At 68.2% G+C, this 22260-nt stretch carries 21 protein-coding genes; 6 read left to right on the forward strand and 15 right to left on the reverse strand.

All coding sequences use genetic code 11. The features are described from left to right. Position 1 precedes the first annotated feature (1 nt). Both EV192_RS11375 and EV192_RS11380 read left to right on the forward strand, forming a co-directional pair. A complete protein-coding gene (locus tag EV192_RS11375; RefSeq protein WP_243726779.1) occupies positions 2–559 on the forward strand; it encodes a TetR/AcrR family transcriptional regulator in 558 nt (185 codons plus the stop codon). Then, the gene (locus EV192_RS11380) at positions 556–1710 is read left to right on the forward strand and encodes an FAD-dependent monooxygenase (protein WP_132114156.1); all 1155 of its coding nucleotides are present in this window, start codon (positions 556–558) and stop codon (positions 1708–1710) included. Before EV192_RS11375 ends, EV192_RS11380 begins: the two co-directional genes overlap by 4 nt. On the opposite strand, the gene EV192_RS11385 is transcribed toward EV192_RS11380, so the two are convergent. The 3 genes from EV192_RS11385 to EV192_RS11395 are packed head-to-tail and all read right to left on the reverse strand — an operon-like array spanning position 1685 to position 4127. Beyond that, positions 1685–2908 (reverse strand): sensor histidine kinase, encoded by a 1224-nt coding sequence (locus tag EV192_RS11385; protein WP_132114158.1) that lies wholly within the window; start codon positions 2906–2908, stop codon positions 1685–1687. The two genes, EV192_RS11380 and EV192_RS11385, sit on opposite strands and share 26 nt — an antisense overlap. Further along, positions 2905–3573 (reverse strand): two-component system response regulator CseB, encoded by a 669-nt coding sequence (gene cseB, locus EV192_RS11390; protein WP_279493124.1) that lies wholly within the window; start codon positions 3571–3573, stop codon positions 2905–2907. Before cseB ends, EV192_RS11385 begins: the two co-directional genes overlap by 4 nt. Positions 3574–3578: 5 nt before the next feature. Continuing rightward, positions 3579–4127: an LppP/LprE family lipoprotein gene (locus EV192_RS11395; RefSeq protein ID WP_132114162.1), complete on the reverse strand. Its 549-nt coding sequence runs from the start codon at positions 4125–4127 to the stop codon at positions 3579–3581. A gap of 150 nt (positions 4128–4277) precedes the next feature. Here EV192_RS11395 and EV192_RS11400 point away from each other — a divergent pair, with 150 nt between their 5' ends. Continuing rightward, positions 4278–5042 carry a polysaccharide deacetylase family protein gene (locus EV192_RS11400; protein WP_132114164.1) on the forward strand — a complete coding sequence of 255 codons (765 nt, stop codon included), beginning with the start codon at positions 4278–4280 and terminating at the stop codon, positions 5040–5042. Here EV192_RS11400 and EV192_RS57335 read toward each other — a convergent pair. Continuing rightward, positions 4972–6258 (reverse strand): RNA-guided endonuclease InsQ/TnpB family protein, encoded by a 1287-nt coding sequence (locus EV192_RS57335; RefSeq protein ID WP_207925984.1) that lies wholly within the window; start codon positions 6256–6258, stop codon positions 4972–4974. The genes EV192_RS11400 and EV192_RS57335 overlap by 71 nt on opposite strands. A 128-nt stretch (positions 6259–6386) precedes the next feature. On the opposite strand from EV192_RS57335, the gene EV192_RS11410 reads away from it, so the two are divergent. The 3 genes from EV192_RS11410 to EV192_RS11420 are packed head-to-tail and all read left to right on the forward strand — an operon-like array spanning position 6387 to position 9114. Next, positions 6387–7592: an LCP family protein gene (locus EV192_RS11410; RefSeq protein ID WP_132114166.1), complete on the forward strand. Its 1206-nt coding sequence runs from the start codon at positions 6387–6389 to the stop codon at positions 7590–7592. 16 nt (positions 7593–7608) lie between these two features. After that, positions 7609–7944, forward strand: coding sequence for a DUF6542 domain-containing protein (locus EV192_RS11415; RefSeq protein WP_132114168.1), 336 nt, complete (start codon positions 7609–7611; stop codon positions 7942–7944). Positions 7945–7971: 27 nt separating this feature from the next. Further along, entirely contained in the window at positions 7972–9114 is a 1143-nt protein-coding gene (locus EV192_RS11420; RefSeq protein ID WP_132114170.1) for a CaiB/BaiF CoA transferase family protein, read from the forward strand. On the opposite strand, the gene EV192_RS11425 is transcribed toward EV192_RS11420, so the two are convergent. From EV192_RS11425 to pstC, 11 genes are all read right to left on the reverse strand, one after another. Next, positions 9115–9909 carry a phosphate ABC transporter ATP-binding protein gene (locus EV192_RS11425; RefSeq protein WP_132114172.1) on the reverse strand — a complete coding sequence of 265 codons (795 nt, stop codon included), beginning with the start codon at positions 9907–9909 and terminating at the stop codon, positions 9115–9117. Between the two features lie 8 nt (positions 9910–9917). Continuing rightward, complete coding sequence (locus tag EV192_RS11430; RefSeq protein WP_132114174.1) at positions 9918–10751, reverse strand: sortase; 834 nt, start codon at positions 10749–10751, stop codon at positions 9918–9920. A 3-nt stretch (positions 10752–10754) separates the two neighbouring features. Continuing rightward, on the reverse strand, positions 10755–11510 hold the full coding sequence (locus EV192_RS11435; RefSeq protein ID WP_132114176.1) for a hypothetical protein: 756 nt from the start codon (positions 11508–11510) through the stop codon (positions 10755–10757). Beyond that, positions 11503–12138, reverse strand: a complete 636-nt coding sequence (locus tag EV192_RS11440; protein ID WP_132114178.1) for a hypothetical protein — start codon at positions 12136–12138, stop codon at positions 11503–11505. Before EV192_RS11440 ends, EV192_RS11435 begins: the two co-directional genes overlap by 8 nt. Beyond that, positions 12125–13102 (reverse strand): WxL protein peptidoglycan domain-containing protein, encoded by a 978-nt coding sequence (locus EV192_RS11445; RefSeq protein WP_132114180.1) that lies wholly within the window; start codon positions 13100–13102, stop codon positions 12125–12127. The genes EV192_RS11440 and EV192_RS11445 overlap by 14 nt, the downstream gene beginning before the upstream one ends. 54 nt (positions 13103–13156) lie before the next feature. After that, on the reverse strand, positions 13157–14728 hold the full coding sequence (locus EV192_RS11450) for an Ig-like domain-containing protein (protein ID WP_243726780.1): 1572 nt from the start codon (positions 14726–14728) through the stop codon (positions 13157–13159). A gap of 14 nt (positions 14729–14742) precedes the next feature. Beyond that, complete coding sequence (locus EV192_RS11455; RefSeq protein ID WP_243726781.1) at positions 14743–15732, reverse strand: substrate-binding domain-containing protein; 990 nt, start codon at positions 15730–15732, stop codon at positions 14743–14745. A gap of 129 nt (positions 15733–15861) precedes the next feature. Then, positions 15862–18204 (reverse strand): hypothetical protein, encoded by a 2343-nt coding sequence (locus EV192_RS11460; protein WP_132114182.1) that lies wholly within the window; start codon positions 18202–18204, stop codon positions 15862–15864. Next, positions 18201–19772 carry a phosphate ABC transporter substrate-binding protein PstS gene (gene pstS / locus EV192_RS11465; RefSeq protein WP_132114184.1) on the reverse strand — a complete coding sequence of 524 codons (1572 nt, stop codon included), beginning with the start codon at positions 19770–19772 and terminating at the stop codon, positions 18201–18203. Before pstS ends, EV192_RS11460 begins: the two co-directional genes overlap by 4 nt. Then, on the reverse strand, positions 19769–20899 hold the full coding sequence (gene pstA / locus EV192_RS11470; protein WP_132114186.1) for a phosphate ABC transporter permease PstA: 1131 nt from the start codon (positions 20897–20899) through the stop codon (positions 19769–19771). The genes pstS and pstA overlap by 4 nt, the downstream gene beginning before the upstream one ends. Further along, the gene (pstC, locus tag EV192_RS11475) at positions 20896–21888 is read right to left on the reverse strand and encodes a phosphate ABC transporter permease subunit PstC (protein WP_132114188.1); all 993 of its coding nucleotides are present in this window, start codon (positions 21886–21888) and stop codon (positions 20896–20898) included. The genes pstA and pstC overlap by 4 nt, the downstream gene beginning before the upstream one ends. Between the last annotated feature and the right edge of the window lie 372 nt (positions 21889–22260).

Raw genomic sequence — 22260 nt, forward strand, 5'->3', positions numbered from 1 at the left:
CGTGACCGCTGCGGCACGCGGGCGTGAAGTGCGTGGCCGGCTGCTGACCGCGGCCGCCGAACTCGTCGCCGAACGCGGCTGGACAGCGGTGAGCACGCGGATCCTGGCCGAACGGGCCGGGGTCACGCCGAGCGTGGTGCACTACCACTTCCCGTCCATGCCGGCGTTGCTCAACGAGGCCGTGATCGAAGCCATCCGCCAGTTCGCGAACGGCTTCGAGGCGTGTCTCGACATCGCGGCCACCCCGACCGAAGCGCTCGACGTCATACTCGCGTCGCTCGCCGACCAGACGGCCGCGGACCCGATGCCGAGGCTGTTCATCGAGGCGTACCTGGCCGCGGCTCGTGACGAGGAACTGCACGCGCGACTCGTCGAGGTGACGGACGAGTTGCGGCGCCGGGTCAGCGCCTGGCTCGGCGGCCACGGCGTATCCGCTCCTGACGACACTGCCGCCGTACTCATTGCCGCGCTCGACGGCCTGGTGCTGCAACGCGGGATCGGTGCCCGCGTCGACGCCGGGCCGGTCCTGCGCAGGCTCGTCGAGGAGGAGAAAGCATGAAAGTGGTGATCTGCGGAGCCGGTATCACCGGACTGACGCTGGCCCACCGGCTGTCCGGGCATGAGGTCGTGCTGCTGGAGCGCGCACCCGGGCCACGTCCCCAGGGCTACATGATCGACTTCTTCGGGCCGGGCTACGACGCGCTGGAGGCGATGGGCCTGTTGCCCGCGGTCGAGGAGATCGCGTATCACCTGGACGAGGCGACGTTGCTGGACGAGCACGGGCATCGCCGTTCCGCCGTGCAGTACCCGGAGTTCGCCAAGATCGTGGACGGACGGCTGATGAGCCTCATGCGGCCCGATCTGGAGCGTGTCCTACTGGAGAACCTGCCGTCCACTGTGGACTTACGGTTCGACACGAGCCTCACGGCCATCGCGGGGAACAAGGTCACGCTCGACGACGGCACCGAGCTGGAAGCGGACCTGATCGTCGGCGCGGACGGTGTCCATTCCACCGTGCGGCGGCTCGTGTTCGGCGAGATACCGTTGCGGCACCTGGGTTTCCACACCGCCGCGTACATCTTCGACGACCCGGAGATCCACGCGGCGACCGTCGGCAGGTTCTGCCTCACCGACACCGTCGGCCAGCAGATGGGCCTCTACGGCCTGCGGGACGGCCGAGTGGCCGCGTTCGCCGTGCACCGCACGGCCGATCCGACCATCCCGGACGACATCCCCGCCGCCCTGAAGGCGACGTACGGCGGCCTGGGCTGGCTGGTTCCGCGGGCGCTCGAGAAGTGCCCATCGGCCGCGGAGATCTACTACGACCAGGTCGCCCAGGTGGAAATGCCCAGGTGGAGCAAGGGCAACGTGGTTCTCGTCGGCGACGCGTGCTACGCCGTGTCCCTGCTGGCCGGCCAGGGCGCGTCACTGGGGATCGGCGGCGCGTACGTGCTGACCGAGCAACTGACCACTCAGCCGCTGGATCAGGCGCTGGCCGAGTACGAACGGCTGTGGCGGCCGGTCGTCGAGGACAAGCAGAAAGTCGGCCGGAGCGGCGCCCACTGGTTCCTGCCCAAGTCCACCATGGAGCTTCAGCTGCGGCGGATGATGCTGCGGCTGTCCCGACTGCCGATGGTCCGCCGGTACGTGGCCGTCACCCTCGTGGGCAAGCCCAGCACGTTGATCAGGAGTCCGGCAGCGTCAACGTGACCAGCGCGCCGCCGCCGTCGGCGTTGGCGAACGCCAACCGGCCGCCGAGGACTCTCACCTGAGCCGCGGCGATGGTCAGGCCCAGCCCGTGTCCGCTGCCCCGGTCGCTGCTGTCGGTCCGGAACCGGCTGGGCCCGTCCCGCAGCAGTTCCTCGGAGAACCCGGGGCCGTGGTCACGGACCGTCACCGTCTGGCCGTCGACGTCGACGGTCACCGGCGGTGCGCCATGTTTGCCCGCGTTGACGAGCAGGTTCACGAGCACCCGTTCCAGCCGTCGCGGATCGGTCCGGACCGGGTGCTCGGCGACCACGTTCACCTCGGCGGTCGGCGTCACCCCGGCCACCCGGCGCCGGACGAACTCGCCCAGCGAGACCTCGGACAGCTCGGCCTTCTCGGTCGCGGTGTCCAACCTGGCCACTTCGAGGATGTCCTCCACCAGCGCCCGGAGCGCCTTCACCCGGTCGCGGACGAGCTCGGCCGGGCGGCCGGGCGGCAGCAGCTCGGCCGCCGTGACCAGGCCGGTCACCGGGGTCCGCAGCTCGTGGGCGATGTCCGCGGTGACCCGTTGCTCGGCTTTCAGGCGCTCCTGCAGCGCGTCGGCCATCGCGTCGACGGCTTGGGCGAGGTCCGCGGCCTCGTCGCGGGGACGTTCCCCGATCGCGTCACCCACTCGTGCGGACGAGTCGCCCTCGGCCACTCGCCTCGCCGCGGCGGCGGCCTTGCGCAACCGCCGGGACAACCGGCTGCCCAGCGCCACGCCGAGCAGCGAGCTGAGCACGACGACCCCGACCGAGCCGATCACCAGCACCTTGTCCAACGAGACCAGGGCGTCGTCCCGGTCGGAGTACGGGCTGCGCAACGACAGGACCTTGCCGTCGGTCTCGGCCGCCGCCCAGATCCACGCACCGGTGTCGTCCCGTTGCAGCACAGTCGCCCGCTTGCCGCCCTTGATCGCGTCCAGCAGTTCACGCGGCACGTTCGGCGAGTTCAACTCGCTGCCCAACGCGGCCTGGCCGGACAGCGCGTAGTCCCGGATCACCAGCTGGATCCGCTCGTCCTGCAGCTGGCGCGCGTCGGCGAGCTGGGTGTTCTTGAACTCCTCCCGCACCAGCAGGCTGAGCGACACCGCCACCAACGCGCTGACCAGGGCGATCGCGGCGCTGACCCGCCACCGCATGGTCGTCGGGAGCAGCCTCATGTCTTGAGCTTGTAGCCGAAACCGCGGACGGTCTCGATCCGGTCCTGGCCCACCTTCGCCCGCAGCCGCTGCACGTGCACGTCCACCACCCGGGAGTCACCGCCCCACTGGTAGTCCCAGACCTGCTCCAGCAGCACGTCCCTGGTCAGCACCGAACCGGGCGAGTCCACGAAACACAGCAGCAGCCGCAGCTCGGTCGGGGTCAGCTCGACCGGCCGGCCGTCGACCCGGACCTCCAGGCCGTTGCGGTGCACCTCCAGGTCGCCGAACCGGACGACCTGGTCGTCGGCTACGGCCTCGGCCCGGCCCATCCGGCGGACCACCGCCCGGATCCGGGCGACCAGCACCGTGCTGTCGAACGGCTTGGTGACATAGTCGTCGGCGCCGGCCTCCAGGCCGAGGACGACGTCGATCGGGTCGGCGCGGGCCGACATCATGATCACCGGGGTGGGGCTCTCCTCCCGGATCTGCCGGCACAGGCTCACCCCGTTCATCCCGGGCAGCATCAGGTCGAGCAGGGCCACGTCCGGGGCGAGCGAGCGGAACGCCGCCAGCCCGGCGACGCCGTCCTCGGCGACGGTCACCTTGAAGCCGTCCCGCTCCAGCGCCAACTGGGTGGCCTCGCGGATCACGGCGTCGTCCTCGACCAACAGTACGTGCAGCATCCCGCTCATTTTTTCACCGGTTCCAGCGCGGCGCCGGTCCACCGGTACGGGACCGTGGTCACCCCGCTCGGACAGCACGACTTGTCCCTGGCCTGCCACCGGACGTACACAACAGTCAACGCGGAGTCCTCGACGTAGATGTCCGCCGACGGCTGCTCCACCGCCAGCAACTGGGCCGGTGGGGTCGGCTTCAGGTCGTACACGTAGATGGCGAGGTTGTCCCGGTAGTCCGAGCCGGGGAGTTTCGTGTCGCACGAGGCGATCGTCGCGATCAGCTCGGGCGACCCGTCCCCCGTGACGTCCGCGTACCGCGCGTCCACCGGGTAGCGGTCACCGACACACGGCGTGAGCAGGGTCTTGATCTTGTCGCTGACCTTGGGGTCGGTCCGCAGGACCGCGACCGGGTCCACCGACGGTGTCACGTTGCTCGGCGGCGGCTGGGTGCTGGGCGGCGGCGTCACCTGGGCCGCGGGCCCGGCGATCTCGACGCCGCCGGTCGTGGCGCACGCCGACAGCGCGAGGCAGCACATCGCGACCACCAGGACCTTGCGCACTCACCCATTGTGCCCAGTCGCGCTACGCCGGCCACTCGGCTGTTACACGGCCGCGGGTCAGTCGCCGGACCACTGTTACACAACCGTCGGCGGACCGCCGAAAACCGTGCCTAACGTCGAAGGTGGATCTTTCACTTCGGGGAGTGGCCGTTGAACACGCTGGAGCGTCTCAAACCGTTCAGGTACATGGCGTTGGCCGTGTTCGCGCTGTTACTCGTCGCGATCTTCCTTGCCCAGGACAGCCAGCCCCGACCGGCCGCCGACGCCACCGAACCCACCCCGCCGCCTGGTCCGACGCCGCCGACGCAGCAGGGCGAGTTCCGGCCACCGCCGCGGATCGCGCCCGCGAAGCACATCTACAAGGTGGAGACGACCGACCCGGTGGTGTTCCTGACCATCGACGACGGCCAGTACCGCGACCCGGCCATGGTCGACATCCTGAAACGCAACGGGATCAAAGCAACCTTCTTCCTGACTGAGACGTATGTCAGGCATGACCCGGACTTCTTCCGGAAGCTGCGTGACGACACCGGTTCGGCGATCGAGAACCACACCGCCACGCACGCGAACCTCAAGGGCAAGCCGGCCGTGGACCAGACCGCGGAGATCGGCCCGGTGTCCGACCACTACGCGGAGTGGTTCGGTCAGCGGCCGACCTTGTTCCGCGCGCCCTACGGAAACATCGACGACAACACCTTGCAGGTGGCCGGCGAGGCCGGCTGCAGGTACGTGGTGAACTGGGGGTCCGAAGTGATCAACGGCAAGATCAGTTTCTCCGGCCCGAAGGAGTTCCGGCCGGGCTCCATCGTGCTGATGCACTTCCGGCCGACCTTCGAAGCGGACGTCAACGCCTTCGTCGCCCAGGCGCGACAGAACGGCCTGACGCCCGCCCTACTGACGGACTACCTGAATTGACGTCCTCCCACGGCCAAGGCCGGGGATTCCAACTCACGACCGCCGCAGGAGAGGAGGTAGCGAATTGAGGTTCGCGGTTCATGGCCCCGCCCAGTGGCTGGAGGGCTCCCCGCGCTGTCACCGCCCGTCCGGCGGCGATGTTGCGAGCGGCGTTAACGTCAGCATGACAAGCAAACCGACAGGCGACGCATTGGAATACCGCTTGGCTCTTGCGGTTGCCCAACGCGGTGTGCCCACAAGCAGAACACTGCTGCGACGTGTACGCGGCGCTGATCTTCTCGATTCGGCCGGACGCTTTGTGCTCCAGGCGGGTCTCAAGCTGCCCCCAGCCGTTGGCGAGGATGCCCCGGTTGATTCCCGCCTTCTGCCGGACGTTGCGGCCCGGCTGGTCGGCGGTCCCCTTCGCGGAGCGGGTCATTCCTCGAACATTCAGGTTCTCTACCCGGATCAGATCGAACCGACGGGCCAGGTCGGTCGAGGTCTTCTCCACCCAGTCCTTACGCCGATCGCGCTCACGAGCTCTAAGAATCGCGATGGCTCGCTTGACTCGTGCGCGCCGGCTCGAACCGCGTCGGCCACGAGCAAGCCGACGCTGCAGACGTTGAACGCGTCTCTTTTCTTTTGGTTCCAACCCGGGCGCCTTCAAGAGTTCGCCGGTGGAGAGAGCGGCCGAGACTGTGACGCCCCTGTCCACCCCGACCGTCCGTCCGTTGCCGGGAGCGGAGATCGGCTCAGGGATCACTGCGAAAGCTACGTGCCACCGGCCGGCCCTGTCTCGAGTGATCCGGTAGGACTTTGCCACGACAGGCACAGCGCGCGACCACTGGAAACGAACCCACCCCACCTTCGGCACCCACAACCGTCCGTGCCTACGGTTGAGCCGCTGAACATGCTCGCGTTTCAGGCCAACCTGTCGAAATCCCTCATTCCGGCCAACTTTGCGCCACGAAGGTGTACGACTGTTGCCTTCGAGGAAGCTACGCATAGCTTGGGCAAAGTCCCGCAACGCCTGCTGTTGCACGGTCACGCTGCCCGCTCGCAACCACGCAAACTCCGCACGCGCCTCGGTCAGCTGACGGGCCTGCTCGTAATAGCCCGGCGCCGGGGCACGACCAGGTGCCCAATGCCTGTGCTGCTCGCATGCGAGGTTCCAGACAAACCTGGCCTGGGCGCAGTGCTGCAGCAAACCAACTTCTTGGTCAGGCGCTGGGGACATGCGGTAACGAGACACAAGATGAACGCTAGCAGGCAACACGGACAAGATCGGATACACCTGACCACGACCAAGGTGATGGGCCTGATCTCTGTGCCTGACGCCGGAGATCCCTTCGATTGGAAGTCGCAGTGAACGGCAGAAGAATCGCGTCCTGGATCGCCAGGTCCGTCGTGGTCCTGGTCTCCGCGGCGATGCTGGCGGTGACCGCGTACGCGTGGAACACGTACCGCAACGCCACCTCGAACCTGGCCACGGACGACGTGATCACACCGGAGACGCCGGCCGCGGGCCAGGAGAACGCGCCGTTGCTGGGCCGCAAGCCGGCGACCGACACCACGATCCTCCTGGTGGGCCTGGACAGCCGCACGGACCCGCAGGGCAGGCCGTTGTCCCGTCAGGTTCTCGACGAGTTACAGGCCGGGAACTCCGACGGGGAGATGAACACGGACACGATGATGGTCGTGCACGTGCCCGCGGACCCGAGTAAGAAGGCGTGGGCGGTGTCGTTGCCGCGGGACTCGTACGTGGACATCAACGGTGGTTTCGGCAAGCACAAGCTGAACTCCGCGTATGCCAGGGGCAAGCTCGCCGCCGCGAGCCAGCTGCGCAACCAGGGCAAGGACTCGGCCACAGTGGACCGTGAGTCGACCACGGCCGGCCGGAAGAACCTGATCGCCACCATCACGCAGCTGACCGGCCTGCATATCGACCACTACGCCGAGATCAACCTGTTCGGCTTCAGCGAGATCACCAACGCGGTCGGCGGTGTCCCGGTGTGCCTGAACAACCCGGTGCACGACTCGTACTCGGGCGCGAACTTCCCCGCCGGGCCGCAGACCCTGCAGGGTGTGGACGCGTTGAAGTTCGTCCGGCAACGGCACGGCCTCAACGGCGGTGACCTGGACCGGGTGCGTCGTCAGCAGGCGTTCCTCGCCGGTCTGGCCAACCGGATGTTCAGCGCGGGCACCCTGGCCAACCCGACCAAGGTGAACAGCCTGGTGGACGCGTTGACCAAGGCCGTGGTGCTGGACAAGAACTGGGACCTGATCAGCTTCGCCCAGCAGTTGAACGACCTGAGCGGCGACCGGATCGAGTTCCAGACGATCCCGACGATCCGGCCGAACCTGCCGACCCCGGGCGACGGCGTCGCGGTGGAGGTGAACCCCGGTCAGGTCAAGGCGTTCGTGCAGAACCTGCTGAACCCCGCCCAGTCGGTGCCCCCGGAGCCACCGTCCGACGCCCGTGGCAAGCGGGCCGTCATGCCGGACGACCGGGTGCAGAAGATCGCGAACGTGTCCCCGATCGACGCGGGCGGAATCCCCTGTGTCGACTGAACTCGAAGGAAAAGCTGTGCGCCGTTCGTTCTTCCGCCTGCCCGGGTGGATCGCCGTGATCGCCGCGTTGGGGCTCGCGGTCGGCGGGTTGGCCCTCGGCTCGCTCTACTTCCCGCTCTCCATTGTGGTCGGGTCGGTGGTGGGCGCGTTGTTCGCCGAGCGGTCGGCTTTCTTCGCCGTCGCCGTGCAGCCACCGCTCATCACCGCGATCGTCGTCACGGGCGCGGTGTTCCTGGGGCGCTCGTTGCTGGACGCGGCGACCCAGTTGGCATCGACTTTTCCGTATCTGGTCGGCACGATGGTCGCGGTGATCGTGATCCTGCTCGTCCGTGCTCGAATGTCCGCTGCCTGACCGGGTGTCTCAGGCTACCGTGACTGTGTGCTTCCTCTGTCAGGTATCACGGTGGTCACCGTCGAGCAGGCTGTCGCCGCGCCGTTCGCCACCCGCCAGCTGGCCGACCTGGGCGCCCGGGTGATCAAGGTGGAACGCCCCGGCGGCGACTTCGCCCGGCGTTACGACACGGCTGTGCACGGCGAGTCCAGTTACTTCGTCTGGTTGAACCGGGCGAAGGAGTCACTCACCCTGGACCTGAAGGCCGAGCGGGACCGGGAGATCCTGGACACCCTACTCGGCCGAGCGGACATCTTCGTCCAGAACCTGGCGCCCGGCGCGGCGGCCCGTCTCCACCTTGACCCGACCACACTCCAAGCGCGACACCCACAGCTGATCCCCTGCGAGATCACCGGCTACGGCACAACGGGCCCCTGGTCCGCCCGTAAAGCCTACGACCTGCTTGTGCAGTGCCAAACCGGCCTCGTCTCGCTCACCGGAACGCCCGAATCAACCGCGCGCCCAGGAATCTCAATAGCTGACATAGCAGGCGGAATGTACGCCTACACAGCCATTCTGACCGCGCTGTACACGCGCGCCACAACAGGCACCGCACGAGCCGTGACCGTGTCCCTGTTCGACGCACTGGCCGAATGGATGAGCCAACCCGCCTACTACACCCGCTACACCGGCCACCAACCCCCCAAGACCGGCACCCACCACCCCACCATAGCCCCCTACGGAGCCTACAAAGCGAAAGACGGCAAGGAAATCCTCTTCGCCATCCAGAACGAACGCGAATGGCAAAGCTTCTGCACCGACTTCCTGGCAAGGCCCGACATCCAGGACGACCGCCGCTTCACCACCAACGAAGCCCGAGTAACCCACCGCCAGGACCTCGACGAGATCATCAAAGCCAAGCTCGCCACAATGGACAGCAAAGCCGTCACAACCGCCCTGGACAAAGCAAACATCGCCAACACCGGAGTGAACACGGTCCACGACTTCCTCGACCACCCAGTCCTGTCCGACCGCAACCGCTGGCAGGACGTCCTGCTACCCGGCGGAACAATGCAGGCCCTACTCCCACCGGTCACTATGGACGGTGTCGAGCCAAGAATGGCCGCGGTCCCATCCCCCGGCGAACACACCGCCAGCATCCTCACCGAACTCGGCTACCCACCAGCGTAGTCAGCCGAACCGGCCGTTGACGTAGTCGAGGGTTCTGGGGTCCTCCGGTGTTGAGAAGATCAGCTGGGTCGGGCCGGCTTCGACGATGGCGCCGGGGGCTCCTTCCTCGGCCAGGAAGAAGGCGCATTGTTGGGAGACGCGGGCTGCTTGTTGCATGTTGTGGGTCACGATCACGATGGTGACTTCGGCGGCCAGTTCGGCGATGGTCTGCTCGATCCGGCGGGTGGACGTCGGGTCCAGGGCTGAGCAGGGTTCGTCCATCAGCAGGACGCGGGGTTGGACGGCCAGGGCTCGGGCTATGCACAGTCTTTGTTGTTGACCGCCGGACAGTGCTCCGCCGGGTTGGCGGAGGCGGTCTCGGACTTCCTTCCACAGGCCGGCTTTGACCAGGCTGGACTCGACCAGGCCGTCCCTGTCGGCGCGACGGACCTTGGTCCCGGTCAGTTTCAGGCCGGCCACCACGTTGTCGTAGATCGACATCGCCGGGAACGGGTTCGGTTTCTGGAAGACCATGCCGATCGCGCGTCGGGCTTCGGTCAGTTTCCAGGTGGGGTCGTAGATGTCCGAGCCGCCCAACATGACTGAGCCGGCCAGGGTCGCGCCGGGCACCAGTTCGTGCATCCGGTTCAGGATGCGCAGGAACGTCGACTTTCCGCACCCCGATGGGCCGATCAGGGCGGTCACGGTTCCCGCGGGCACCATCAGCGACACCTGGTCGAGGACCTTCCGGTCGCCGAACCAGGCGGACACACTCCGGGCCTCCAGTTCGGCCACGGCTTCGAGGGTCAGTGTCATCGGCTCTCCTACAACAGGTTGGGCAGCAACGAGGCCGCTTGGTCAGCCACGGTGAGCCCAAGGGCCCCCAACAACGGCACGCCGACGACCCAGGCGTGCCACCGCCCGGCCCGTTGGCGAAGGAACACGACCCCGCCGGCCGCCACGCACAACACCAGTCCCCACGCCACCATGGGGACGATCGCGGAGAAGTCCTCGGACATCTGTTGTTCGGCGTCCCGGACGGCCATCGCCGGTGGTGCGCCGTTGGTGGGGTACGCCTGCGAGGTCAGTTTGGCGTCCACCCTGAGCACGTCGCTCGGCAGGAACAGCGGGCCGTCGGCGGTGACGAGGGTGAGACGCCCCTCCCCCTTGGCCAGTGCCACGGGCTGCGGCGCCCCGGCCCGGCGGACACCGGTCACCCGATAGCCGTGCACGCCCTGACCGGTGGTCACCTTGATATCGTCGCCCACACTCAACGTGCTGATGCCCTCGAACGGCCCGCCGTAGGCCGCTCGACGTCCATAAAGGACACTGACACCGTTCTGTCCCGGCAGGACAGTGTCCCGGCGGTGACCAGGGCCGGATTTCAGGGCCTCCGGTGACGTCCCCTCGCCGACCACCTCACGCAACCCGAGCTTGGGGATCGCCAGGATCGCCATCGGGGTTCCGTCGGCGAGCAGCCGCCTGGTCTTGTCCAGACCGCCGACCGGCGCGGTCGCGTTGGCCAGCTCGACGCGGAAACTGTTGTACCTGGTGTCCTGGTCACGGTTGTGGGCCAGCACCCCGATCACGGCGAGTTGCGCGACCAGGCACAGCGCGAGCGCCGCGACGATGCAGATGGCCTGCCCAGCTATCCGCACCGATCAGTCCTCAGGCCACGACGTCGGCGTCGACACCTTGCGGGTGCGCGTGACGTACAGGACGTAAGCACCAAGCAACAGCAAGGCGATTCCCAACGGCAGCATCATGTCCACGGGCGAACCGGTGTACGCCAGCTTCTGTTGCGGGCCAACTTCCACGCTCACCTTCTCGGCTGCCCCCGGCGTGCTCGTCACCGTCGTCTCGGTGGAAGTCGCCGGAGCGGACGAAGAGGACGATGACGAGGACGAAGAAGTAGTAGAAGACGACGAACTGCTGGACGAGGACGACGTGGTCGACCCGCCGCCGGGCGGAACAGACTGGTAAGCGTGCGGCGTGGTGAAGTACATCGGAGTGGTGAACGTGCCCTTCACCTGCTGGGAGAAGGCGTCGATGCAGCTCACTTCGACCGTGTACGTCCCGGCGACGACCGTGGTGCTGTTGTCCGTGGCGATGTCCGCCATGTTGTTGGCGAACTGCACCGGGAACGGGGCCGTGGTGGAGAAGCCGGTGTCCTGCGTGCCGAAGGTGGCCATCAGCCCGGGGGCGAACCCGCCGGGGCCGTACACCTTGGCGTAGTACGCGTCCGAGTCGGGCGAGCAGCCCCTCGAGGTCCGCACGGCCGGGGCGGTGGTGTCCAGGCCAGTGGCCGGGATGATGGTCAACGTGCCCAGGGTCCCGGCGGGCGGATCGGCCCAGGCGACCGCGACACCGACCCCAATCACGGTCACAGCGCCAAGCAACGCGGCCAGCTTACGCATCGGCAGACTCCTTGCGGGCACGCCGCCGGATCACGACAGTGGCGGTGACGACAGCGGCCAACACGACCACGAACGCGACGACGATGAGAATCGGGAACCAACTGCTGCTGTGTTTCGCCTCAACGGCTTGGGCGGACGCAGCCGCCGTAGGCGGTTCACTGGCCACAGTGGACCCAACGGGCGGTGGCGGCGCCACCAACGTCTCCGGCCCGGGCGGGGCCGGCGAAGCCGGGATCCGGTCCGGCCCTTTGGCCGCGCCGACGGCCGCGTACTTCGTCGGCCCGCCGAACTCCAGCGACGCCGTGAACTCGCCCTGCACGGCCTGGCTGAAGGAGTCGACGCACCGCACAGTGATGCCGTACTTCCCTTGCAGGACAGTGTTGTTGTCCGCGGCGAAGTCCTTGAGGGTCTGCGCGAGGTACACGTCGAACCCGGCCGTGTGGGAGAGGCCGACGTCGGTCGTGGCGGTGATGATCTGCCCGTCCGCCGGGAAGCCCTTGCCGGTCATCTTGGCGTAGTAGCCGTCCGACTCGTTCGGGCAGCCGGCCGCGGTGTGCATCCGGATCACCGAGATGTCCGCTCCCTGGCCCGGCGTGATCACCAGGCCGCCCAACTCACGCGGGGACACTTTCCGCCACCTCCTTGGTCACCGGGGTGCTCCGGCGGCGTTTCCGCCAGCGCGCGAACACGATCAACAACGCCACCAGCACCAGCGCGCCGAGCACCGACCACGGCACGGCCGCGAACGTATGGTCCTGTTCGACGTCGGCCAGGTGCGGGTCGGGTGTCCCGATCGGGGGAACCGGCACCAGGTGGACGTTCGCGGTCAGCCAACCGGCCGGCAGCAGCCCGTGCACGGTCGTCGTCATCTGCACGGCACCACCCGGCAGCAGCTCCGGCAACGTGTCCACCGCCGCTGAGTCCACAGTGGATCCCCACGGGGTGCTCACCTTCACCGCCTGCGTCGCGCCGAGCCGCACGTTCCCGGTGTTGCGGACGGTGTAGTGCACGGTCGCGTCGCCACGTCCGAAGAACTGCCCGGAGAACGACGCGGTCAGGTCCTGCACGGACAGCTCCGGCCGCAGGTCGCCGGCCACCCGCAGGTAGATCCGCGCGCCGACCCGTTGCTCCACGGACACTTTCTGGCCCTGGGCGTTCGTCTGGTCCGTGGTCAGCGCCGCGACGATGCCGCCGGCGTGGTCGCCGGGGGTGGCGTCGGCCGGGATGGTCAACGTGAACGGCACGATCACCAGCGAACGCCCGGGGATGGTCACCGCCGAGTCCCTGGTCTTGGTCCACGCTCCGATGTCCACCGGCGGACGGCCGGCAGCGAGGAGGTCGTAACCGCCCTCCGGGGTGTTGAACGCGTCACTGGCGTACACCTTGAGGGCGACCGGCGCCTCGCTGACGTTCGACACGGCGACGAAGTCATGCACGACCGCGCCCGGCGTGGCGCCGTAGCTGAAGTTGTTGCGGTTGTCGGGCGCTGTCTCGGTGGCGGGGCGTACCCCGAACGTCACCGGCGCGGCCGCGGACGCCTGCGGTGCCAGCAGAACCCACAGCAACGCGGATACGGCAAGTAATCGGAGCATCGGAATTCCCTGGGTAGAGCCAGGTGGGCGGCGAGCCGCCCACCTGGCGGTGAATCAGATCGCGGTCAGGGTGAGCACCGCGGTGTAGGTGCCCGCCACCGTGGCGGTGGGCACGTTCAGCGCCAGGTCGGCGCCGAGGTGAGCGGTTCCGTTACCGGCCAGCGCGGTCGCCGTGGCGAGCGTGCGGGCCGAGGACAGGCCGACACCGGCCGGGGCGGCAGCGCCCGGCGCGAGGGCGTTGCCCGCGGTCACGGCCGGGCCGGCCGTGATCGTCTGCGCCGTCACCTTGTCGATGACCTTCGGCGTCCAGCCGAGGTTGGCGCCGTTGATGCTGTGCGACTGGCCGTCACCGAAGTCGGCGACCTGGCCGGACACGTTCCAGCCGGGGTTGCCGGCCCGGGTGTCGGTGACCCGCACCGGGTTCAGGGCGCCGGCCGTGGTCAGCTTCGAGCCGTCCGGCAGCATCACCGGCGACGGCAGCGTGACGTTCTCGTTCTCCACGCTGATCAGGAGCTCACCGGCGAGAACCGTGGTGGAGATCTTCTCCGACGCGGTGATGCCGGTGAACGGCGACACCGTCAGCGGCACCTGGGCCGACTCGGAAGGCGCGAACAGCGCGGCGTTCGCCGGAACGAACTTCGCGGTGAAGTTGTGCGCGCCGACACCGAGGTTGGACGTGCTCAGGGTGGCCGAACCGGCCGTCAGAGCGGCCGGGCTGCCCAGGTTGGCGCCGTTGTCGGTGAACTGGACCGCGCCCGCCGCGCCCGCCGGGGCGACCGTGGCGTTCAGGGTCACGTTGGTGAACTGCGCGACGCTGCCGCTCGGGGTGACCGACAGCGCGGTCGTCGTCGGCGTCGCGACCGGCGCGTTGACCACATAGGACACCGCGGGCGAGGTGGAGCCCGAGATGTTCGGGGCGGAGCCGGTGAACACCGCGGTCAGCGACCGGGTGCCGGTCGGCAGCGCGGTGGTCGCCAGCGACGCCGTGCCACCGGCGACGTTGACCGGCGAGCCCAGGTTGCCGGCGCCGTCCTTGAACTGGACCGTACCGGTGGCCGAGGCCGGGGTGACGGTCGCGGTCAGGGTGACGTTGGTGCCCTGGGTGACCGGGCTGGCCGGGGCGACGGCGAGCGCGGTGGCCGTGGTGACCGGCGCGTTCGGGTCGGTGTTCTGGTACGCCGTGGTGCTGGTGAACCAGATCGACGTGTCGAACGTGCCCTTGACCGTCTGGGCGAACGCGTCGATGCAGGACACCTCGATGGTGTACTTGCCCGGCTGCACGGTGGTGCTGTTGTCCACCGCGATGTCCTTGAAGGACAGTCCCAGCTGGGCGGGGAAGCCCGCCGTGTGGGACAGGTTCACGTCGGTCGTGGGCGTGGCGATCAGACCGGGCGCGAAGCCGCCCGGACCGAACACCTTCGCGTAGTAGGCGTCCGCGTCGGCGGGACAGGCGGCGGAGGTCTTCACCGACGGGGCGGTGGTGTCCTGGCCGGTCGCCGGGGTGATGTTCAGTGTGCCCAGCGTGCCGGCCGAGGCGGTGCCGGCGAAGGCCAGCGTCGCCGCGGTCGCGGCACCGAAGACGAGCGTGCCGGCGCCGAGGCGGCGCAGCACGTTAGCGATTCTCACCGGAGATCAGCCTTTCAGGGGGTGACGATGACGGTGTCGCCACAGTTGGTGGCGGTACCGAAGCCGTACTTCTTGATCAGGTCGGAGTTGAGACAGATCTGCGAGTTGCCGCCGACGAACACCGTGTTGTACGGCGCGGTGCCGAGCTTGCCGGTGGGCACCACGTTGTAGACGTCCCGCTTGAACGACGAGCTGGTGTTCAGGGACGTCGGCGAGATGCCGTTCAGCGTCGACAGCACGGCCTTGCCCTGCACGGACGGGGCGACGCCGTTGACCTGGGACTGGTAGACAGCGATGGAGTACGGCGCGAGGTGCTGCGGCAGCGTCAGGAACGTGCCGGTGTTCTCCTCGATGTCGGCACCGGTGCCGTCCTTGTCCGCCACACAGGGGAACTGCGTGGTGTACGTGGCGGAGTTGGTGAGACCCAAGGACTGGAGGAAGAAGTTCCGCGTACCGGAGCCGAACTTCGGCAGCAGCGGCTTGTAGGTGGTGCCCACACCCGGAGCGGTGCAGTTGTAGATGCTCTTGAGCTGCGCCGTGGTCAGCTTCTTGGAGATCGTGCTGTCCGAGCGGACCACGTAGGTGACCGCGTCCACCGCGAAGGGGACGTAGGTCAGGTTCTTGCCCGGGTAGTTCGCCGAGTTGTTCGACGACGAACGGGCGAACTGCACGCAGTTCGTGCTCCCGTCCTGTGCCGCGACGAGCGCGTTCACGCCCTCACCCGAGTTCGCCGGGCGGGTCAGTGAACAGGCCGGCAGGGCGGCCGGGTCCTTGGTGATGATCGGCGACGCGCCAACGGCGTCGTACGAACCCAGCACCTTGACACCGTTGACGGTGATGGCGTCGGCCAGACCGTTCATGACGCTCTGGGTGGTGTCCGAGCCGACCCCCACGATGTCACGGTAGGTGGGGTCGCCGGTCGGGTCGGCCTGGGCGACGCCAGCGGCGCCACCCATCATCGCTGTCGCGGCGAGCGCGACGACGACTCTCTGCAACTTCTTCACTGCGGGTATCCTTTACAACGCAGGAGTGCGCGGACGCCGCTCAACAGGTGGGAGTCCAGGCACTTTCTTGTCAGGACGCTGGGGTCGGGAGTTGCCCCTCCCGGCCGCAGCCGTCTACCTCGCGGGTGTTCACCTCCTCTGCCGGGCGCTCAGACGCAGCAGCAGCGGGCCACAGCCAGCCGCGACCGCGCCGAGAACGAGGAACGCCGCCAGCGCGTACCGGACAATGCCGACAGGCGCGGACGGTGTCGGCCGCGCCTCCGCCACCGGCACCGGCGCGCCGCTCACGGGCGCTGCGGACGGTGGGGGTGGCGGAGGTGCGGCGGGCGCCGCGGCCGCAGCCGCGGATGCCGGTGACTGCGCCGACGCGGGCGGCGTCGGGACGGCGTCGCCGCCACCGGGTTGCACAGCCGGGGGCGGCGGGACGGGCGGGCTGTACGGGATGCCCGCGGTGTCGGCGATCTTGGTCGCCGCGGCCCGGGTCTGGTCGCGGAACGTGTTCGGCAGCGGTGTGTAGCCCTCCGGCAGTTGACCGGGCTGGATGCCGACGGTCTGGCCATCGCCGACCGCGTAGCGCAGCAGGTTCGCGTAGTCCGCGCCAGCCGATTTGTCTATTTTGGACGGTACGACGGCCGCGTAGCTCATGACGGTCAGCGGGTACGCGTTCTTCAGCTTGGTCAACGGGTCGGTCTGCAGGACCTCGGGCGCGACCGTGCTGTGTTTCATGGCGTCCAGGCCGGCCATGATCGTGTCATTGGTCGGCGCGACGAAGTCACCGCCGGCGTTGCGCAGCTGGGCCATGGGCAGCCCGTAGCGGACGGCCGTGCCCGTGTTAACGATCGCTAACAGGCTGCGCTGGCCCTGGGGCTGCCGGTCCACGGCTTTGAGCTGTGGCTTGCCGTCCGGAGTGGCGAACCCGGTCGGCGCCTTGCCCAGGGTGTCGCCGCGGCTGATCGACCGGCCGGCCTCGTGCATGTCGCCGGACAACGGCCGCAGCGTCAACGCGCAGTTCTCCACGAGCGTGCCTGGGTTCGCGCACGTCAGGTCGCCCTTGGGGAAGTCCGGCAGCGGCAGCTTGAGGCCCTGGTAGTTGGGGTTGACGACCATCTTCCACGGGTCCGGCTTGCCGTCCAGGAAGTCCCTGGCGTCCTTGTCGCCGTTCATCCAGGTCCACAGCGCGATGTTGGCGTCCATCGGCACCGTCGACACCATTGTGTCTACAGTGGACATCAGCACGCCGAAGTCCTTGAAGTCCGGGTTGAGCGCGATGAAGTCCGGGTCCCTGGTGAGATAGTCCGGGTTGGTCCTCAGGTAGTCCGCCCGCAGCGGCAACGACACCTGGTAGGACTGGGTGAGCAGCTTCGCGACCAACCGCGGGGTCAGCTTCATCTGGCTGATCTGCTGCCCATCCTGCTGCCAGATCTCCGGCGGCACAACGCCTTCACCCGCGGACGCCCGTTCGGTGATGAACGCGATCGCCAGCCCGGACAACGCGACCGGCGCGTACACCACCGGCCGGTCCGGATCGGGCAACGGGTCGGTGAGGAAGGCCAGCCCCGGCTTGTCCGACCGCAGCGTGTCCCTGGCCGTGTTGTCGGACACCTGGGTGTACCCGAACACCGCGCCGCCGCCCGCGCACAGCTTCGGCTGCCAGCGCAGCACCGCGTCCGCGACGAACTCCTGGCCGGACGTCTCCCGTTCCGCGGCGCCGATCGGGCAGGCCCGGCCGACCGGCTGGAAGCTCAGCGGGAACGAGATGTGGTTGACCCAGTTGGACGCGCTCAACGGCGACGAGACCAACCAGTTCCGCTTCTCACCGGGCACCAGGCTGCTGTCGACCTCCTTGTTGCCCCGGGGAACGACCACGAGCCAGCAGTGCTTCGCCGCGCCGCCGCAGCCCAGGCCGTACGACTCCAGCGCGGTCTGCACCTCGAAGTCGACCTCGCCGCCGCCGTCCTGCCGGGTCTTGGCCAGCGGCACCTCGTTGGTGGTGCCGGCGTCGAAGAACTCGCCGGAGGACGTGGTGGACTTCCCGGTGACCGACTTGAACGGCACGATCGCCTGCTGGCCGGGCTGCGGCTTGATGGTCTCGGCCGGGTCGATCAGGCTGCTGCCGTAGCTGACCTGGCGCAGCCGCACGAAGTCGCCGGCCGACGGGGACGACTGGGTGAGCAGCCCGCCGAACTCGCACTGCTCGCGGCTCGGGCCGGTCGGGTCGTCGCTCCAACACTGCATGACCTGCAGGTAGTTCATGCCGAAGTTGCCGGCCGGGCCGGTCGGTTTGCCGCCGGTCCAGGTCACCTTGATGGTCTGGTTGATCAGGTCGGTGGTCTGGCTGACGGTGACCCGCAGGTCAGCGAAATCACCCCGGCCGGGCAGGGTCACGGCCGAGTCGGCACTGGCCGGGATCGGGCTGATCGTGAACAGCACACCCAGCACGATCAGCAGGACGAGTCTTCGTCTCCTGGTCATTCGGACCCCCCCTGCCGCAGCGCGCGGGCGAGGATCGGCGGGCCGATCACCACGCCGGTCAGCAACACCACCGCGAGCACGGTGAACAGCACCCCTTGCCCCGAGTCGAAGACCTCGACGGACACCGGCTCGGCCGCCACGTTCGACGTGCCACGGCTCGCGGCCGCGGAGATCGGCTGGCCGGTGTCCGGGTCGATCCCTGCTGCCGCCGGGGTGTCACCGTTGGCCGCGGCCGCGTTCGCCGCGTTGCCCTGACCGGGACCGGCTCCGCCGGCTCCGGCACCACCCCCGCCGCCGCCTCCGGTACCGCCGCCGGTGGGTGTCGGGTTGGTCGCGCCACCCGTGCCCTCGGCGCACTGCACTTTCCCGACCTTGTCGCATTCCGGCGGGAAAGGCGCGTTCTTGGCAAGAGTGTTCGTTCCGTCGGCCGAAAATGTCGGATTATTGCACTTCGAGATGTCGGTCTGCTTCTTGGTCGACCCCGGGATGCGTTCCACCTGTTTCAGTCCGGCCTGGACCAGGTTGATCGGCAGTGGCGAGTAGCCGAGTTGGTCGGCCTGTTGCTGGCCCTCGCAGAGGAAGTAGTACGCGAAGTCCGAGAGCGTACGTCCCTTGTCGGCGTTGAACTTCGCGGTCTCCGTGGTCGGCAGGATCATGTAGCTGTAGCTGGACAACGGATACGTGCGCTTGTCCCCGTCGTTGTAGACCGCGGACAACTCCTGGGTGAGATCCGGGTTGATCCTGGCCTGCAGCAGCGCCACCGCCACCGAGGTCGCCTTGGGCTCGACGAAGTAGCCGGCCTTGTTGAGCACCTTCACCACAGGAAAGTTGGCGTTGCGCGCGTACGAGTACTCGACGTACGTGATCGAGCCCTCGCTCTGCGACTGCCGCACGTAGTTGGTCACGCCCAGCGAGCCGGACTGGCCGACCACCGGCGCGGTCAACGGGTAGTTGGACGTGAAGCCGCACGGCGTGGCCCGGCCGGCCTTGCGGCAGAAGGCATCCCAGATGCCGCCGAACTGGTTGGCCATGTACGTGGTGAACTGGGCCGAGGTGCCAGACCCGTCGGACCGGACCACCGGGATGATCTTGCGGGCGGGCAGCTTCAGCCCCGGGTTGTCCGCGCCGATCTGCGGGTCCGACCAGTTGGTGATCACCCCGGTGAAGATCTTGGTGATGGTCTCGCCGGACAGCCGCAGGTTCGTCACCCGGTTGCCGCCGATGTTCAGGTTGTACATGAACGACGTGCCACCGGCGACGATCGGCATGTACGCGAACCCGCGGTCCGGCGGGGCGTCCACCACGCCGGAGTCGGTCAGCCCGTACGGGATCTCCGACACACCGAAGTCGGCCTGGCCGGCCTTGAACTGGTTGCGGCCGTCGGTCGACCCGGTCGCCGAGTAGCTGATCCGCATGCCGTACTGCTGGACGTTCTTACGCCACTGGTCCAGCGCGTTCGAACTCCACGTCGACCCGGCGCCGCTGATCGGCACGTAGTCCGCGGCCATCGCCGAACGCGGCAGCAGGAACGCCAACCCGACAAGTCCGAACGCCAGCCAGCGTCTCATCCCGACTCCCCCTTGATACGCCCGATGAACCGTTCCCGGTCCCGCGCCGACGCCCGGTCCCGGCCGCGCCGCTGTCGCCCGGACAGCTGACCGGCGGGCCGGCCGCCGCCCAGCCGGGCGATCCCGAACAGGATCAACACCAACACCATCAGCACCCCGGCGGCACCGAAGGCCCGCGCCTTCATCGCGTCCTCCGGGGACTGGACGAACATGAACGTGGCCAGTGGCAAGGAGACCTGCGGGCCGGACGTCGGGTCGGCGTTGAGGTAGGCGGTGAAGCCCGCCGTGATCAGCACCGGCGACGTCTCGCCGATCCCCCGCGCCGTACCCAGCAGGATCGCCGTGGTCAGGCCGGATCGCGCGCTCGGCAGCACCACGTGCCATGCCGTGCGCAGCTGTCCGGCGCCCAACGCCAGCGAAGCCTCCCGCAGTGAACTCGGCACCAGCCGGATCACCACGTCCGACGCCCGGATCACGATCGGCAGCATCATCACGCTGATCGCGCAGCCCGCCGCCAGGCCGGACTTGTCCAGCCCGAGCGCCAAGATCAGGAACGCGTACACGAACAGACCGGCCACAATGGACGGCAACGCGGTCATCGCGTCCACCACGGTCCGCACGAACCTGGTGAACACGCCACGGGTCTCGTTGAGGAACACCGCGCATGTCAGTCCCAAAGGGACCGTGATGATCAGGGCGATTGTGATCTGCTCAAGGCTGCCCACGATCGCGTGGATGATCCCGCCCTGCGTCAACGGATCCAGCGGACCAGCCAGTGCCATGTCCTGGCTGTAGAAGTTCAGGTGCCGCCACGCGTCGAACCCCGAGATCAGCGGGTAGGCCACGAACGCGACAAGTGCGACCAGGCCGGTGACCGCGACACCGCGGATCGCGGCGGCGACCAGCCGGTCCTTCACCGCCTGCCGGTCGCCTTCGAACGACGCCATCAAGCCGTACAGACCGAGGAAGATGACCCAGTCGATGATGAAGAACCCGGCCGGCCCACCGAACGGCGCCAGCTGCGTGAACAGCAGCCCGGTCACCGCCATCGCCGCCGCCCACGCACCGACCTGCAACATCACGTCCTTGCGCCGCGCGATGTTCGTGTTGCGCCGTACCTCGGTCATGCGTCACTCCCCTGGCCGGAGCGGCTGCGCGCGATCACCGCGGAGGCGCCGAAGTTGACGACCAGCGTCAGCGCGAACAGCGCGAGCCCGGCCGCCATCAGCGCGGACAGGCCGAACGGGCTCGCCGCGCCCCATTGCTGGGCGATCAGCGCGGACACCGAGTTCGCGCCGGACTGCAGGACATGCGGCTGGATCGCGAACACCGGCGCGATGATCATGTACACCGCGATGGTCTCGCCGAGCGCGCGGCCGAGGCCAAGCATGGTGCCGCCGATCATGCCGCTGCGCCCGAACGGCAGCACGACACTGCGGATCATGCCCCAGCGGGTGGCGCCGAGCGCGTACGCGCCTTCCCGTTCGCCCTGCGGTGCCTGTGAGAACGCCTCGCGCATGACCGAGCACATGATCGGCATCACCATGAAGCCGACCACGAAGCCGGCGTAGAAGGTGGAGCTGGCGAACACCGTGTTGGTGCCCAGCGGGTCGTCCGGCTCGAACCCGTCCACCTTGAACACCGGGATCCAGCCCAGGTGGACCCCGATCCACCTGGGCACGTCCAATGTGTGCCACTGCAGGTAGACAGCGCCGAACAGGCCGTACACCACGCTCGGGATGGCCGCCATCAGGTCGACGAGGCCGATCCAGAACCGTTTGCCGCGCGTGGCGTACTCCGAGATGTACAGCGAGACACACAGCGCGAGGGGGAACGCCACGCAGAGCGCGACCGACGCGATCAGCAGGGTCCCGACCAGGACGGCGGCGATGCCGAAGTTGCCCGAGTCCGGCTGCCACGCCTCGGTCGTGAAGAAGTCCCACCCCGCGGTGCTCAGCGCCTTGGTGCCGTTGGCCAGCAGGAAGCCCCCGACGGTGACCATGATGGCGAGCACTACCAGGCCAGCCGCACGGATCCCGCCACGGAACACCCGGTCCGCGCCGCCAGGCGGCCGGACCCTCCTGCGGGTGCCCGGCGCGGTGTCGACCTGTGTCATCGGCCCTCGTTTCTGTTTTGCCGACGTCAGCCAATCCAGCAGAGTTGGACGCCTCGCTGACAACCCATGAACAACGGACTAATAGGCAGATCCACCTACGCTTGGGAATCAGAAGTGCACGACCTGTAACGCGTCAATATCGCGAACGGTCGCGGCCAGGTCACGAAAAGCCGAACCCGCGTTTTCGGCATGGAGTCTGCGTTGATAGCAACGGGTGGACATCGCTGCGTCCGAACGGTCTATTCGCAACCGCCAGACCCAGAGCCCGAGCTCGTCCCGAGTCGTGACTATGTCACCGGTTGTGAGCGATCCTTGCAGGTCATGAAGTGCCCGTAGGCAGGCGTCCGCATCCGGAAAGTCACCTACCGAACG

The organism is Actinocrispum wychmicini (assembly GCF_004345645.1).
Classification (GTDB): Bacteria; Actinomycetota; Actinomycetes; order Mycobacteriales; family Pseudonocardiaceae; genus Kibdelosporangium; species Kibdelosporangium wychmicini.

What these genes read in the sequence shown, in the direction of transcription:
- pstA (WP_132114186.1), bottom strand. Translation starts at nt 20,899, where the DNA reads ATGACCGAGGTACGGCGCAACACGAACATCGCGCGGCGCAAGGACGTG.
- EV192_RS11385 (WP_132114158.1), bottom strand. Translation starts at nt 2,908, where the DNA reads ATGAGGCTGCTCCCGACGACCATGCGGTGGCGGGTCAGCGCCGCGATC.
- EV192_RS57335 (WP_207925984.1), bottom strand. Translation starts at nt 6,258, where the DNA reads ATGTCCCCAGCGCCTGACCAAGAAGTTGGTTTGCTGCAGCACTGCGCC.
- EV192_RS11380 (WP_132114156.1), top strand. Translation starts at nt 556, where the DNA reads ATGAAAGTGGTGATCTGCGGAGCCGGTATCACCGGACTGACGCTGGCC.
- cseB (WP_279493124.1), bottom strand. Translation starts at nt 3,573, where the DNA reads ATGCTGCACGTACTGTTGGTCGAGGACGACGCCGTGATCCGCGAGGCC.
- pstS (WP_132114184.1), bottom strand. Translation starts at nt 19,772, where the DNA reads ATGAGACGCTGGCTGGCGTTCGGACTTGTCGGGTTGGCGTTCCTGCTG.
- EV192_RS11435 (WP_132114176.1), bottom strand. Translation starts at nt 11,510, where the DNA reads ATGCGTAAGCTGGCCGCGTTGCTTGGCGCTGTGACCGTGATTGGGGTC.
- EV192_RS11460 (WP_132114182.1), bottom strand. Translation starts at nt 18,204, where the DNA reads ATGACCAGGAGACGAAGACTCGTCCTGCTGATCGTGCTGGGTGTGCTG.
- EV192_RS11445 (WP_132114180.1), bottom strand. Translation starts at nt 13,102, where the DNA reads ATGCTCCGATTACTTGCCGTATCCGCGTTGCTGTGGGTTCTGCTGGCA.
- pstC (WP_132114188.1), bottom strand. Translation starts at nt 21,888, where the DNA reads ATGACACAGGTCGACACCGCGCCGGGCACCCGCAGGAGGGTCCGGCCG.
- EV192_RS11425 (WP_132114172.1), bottom strand. Translation starts at nt 9,909, where the DNA reads ATGACACTGACCCTCGAAGCCGTGGCCGAACTGGAGGCCCGGAGTGTG.